At 47.5% G+C, this 1,358-nt stretch carries 2 protein-coding genes; both read left to right on the forward strand.

Annotated elements, in window-relative coordinates:
* Window positions 1-500 (forward strand): hypothetical protein (locus Q675_RS38500; RefSeq protein WP_023012149.1); only part of this gene is annotated, 500 nt, incomplete at its 5' end.
* On the forward strand, window positions 481-975 hold the full coding sequence (locus Q675_RS0119480; RefSeq protein WP_023012150.1) for a uracil-DNA glycosylase: 495 nt from the start codon (window positions 481-483) through the stop codon (window positions 973-975). The genes Q675_RS38500 and Q675_RS0119480, both read left to right, overlap by 20 nt.
* Window positions 976-1,358: the final 383 nt, after the last annotated feature.

Consider the following 1,358-nt stretch of genomic DNA (forward strand, 5'->3'; position numbering starts at 1 on the left):
GGTGCCTCCCTATCCCGATTACAAGGCAATACATGACTCTTGATCGGGACACGAAAAAGGCCCTTTGTTGGGATTCAGGCACCCGAAGCAGCAAATCAAGCCAAAAGGTGTCGGGGCCAGACTATTCCAAATCCTATGTGTGCCTTACGTGCAGAACTGCCAATAAGCGCCATGTTGAGGGTACGCCTTCCGATTATCCTCTCACCATGTCGTGTCCGATATGCAACGACACTATGTTCAACGTTGGGCGGCACTTTAAAGCACCAAAGAAAAGCGACAATGCCCAATGGAAAAAGGTCGGGTTTTTAATAGCGCATGGCTTCTTGTTCCAGAAAATCAGGCCAAATCCCAACAGCTATGAGTCTGTTCCATACCCTGACACATTGGAAGAAGCCAAAGAATTCGTGGTTAAGTACAAAGACTGGGCGTTAACCAATGAAATGAATCTATCAGCAGTCGTAGACAAAATAAGGCAAGAGCATGGATGTTCCGGGATTTGATCCGCGTAATGGAAACGAGAACGCAACGTTTCTGTTTCTTTTCGAGGCCCCAGGTGCAAAGGCTCTAAAAACTGGATATATATCTTTTGATAATCCAGACCCAACAGCAAGAAACTTCAAGCAACAGCTTGAGCAAGCCGGAATAGATAGAAAAGAAATTGCTGTTTGGAATACGGTCCCCTGGTACATCGGTAACCAAAGCAAGTCTTCTATCCGAGCGGCGAGGGGCAAAGACATTCGCCCTGGCATTTCATATTTGAAGCCAGTTATCGAGGCCATGCCTGCCCTCAAATGTATAGTGCTGGTTGGGAGTGCAGCGAGGCGGGCGCATATTTTTGTATCCCAAATCACAGAAGCGAGAATACTGAGCTGCCATCACACCTCAGCTAAAGCGATGAATACAAATCCAAATGCCTTGGCGGAGAACATCCGAGTTCTCCGGTTCATGAAGCAAACATCGGCCAAATATGGTTAACCAGGGGCTCTAGCCGACCGGTACTACGCTGCGCTCCGTACCGGCGGTTTAGCCCAGGCGTTATAAGTTGCGAGAAGTTTTTGTTGGATTTTGGAAAGAGACCAGATATTTGCGATCCGATGCGGATAGAGGGTAGGGGATTGGGTAGTCTGAGTAGGTGGTTCAAGGTTCTACAGCTACTTTTACCAATTATACTGATCGGTATCGGAGTGCTTCATGCCGTTTCGACTCTGATAGGGGCCGGTTTTGACGCAGCTATCAATCAATTTCTATATCCGTTCATCTTTGTAACAAGCGGGCTCGTTCTCAGTGACTTCAATAGGCGCCGCAAGGATCTAAACAGAGGGGCTATGCCAAGACTTATAACACATATGAGCCTTCTC

Source organism: Marinobacter sp. EN3, assembly GCF_000475315.1.
Classification (GTDB): domain Bacteria; phylum Pseudomonadota; class Gammaproteobacteria; order Pseudomonadales; family Oleiphilaceae; genus Marinobacter; species Marinobacter nauticus.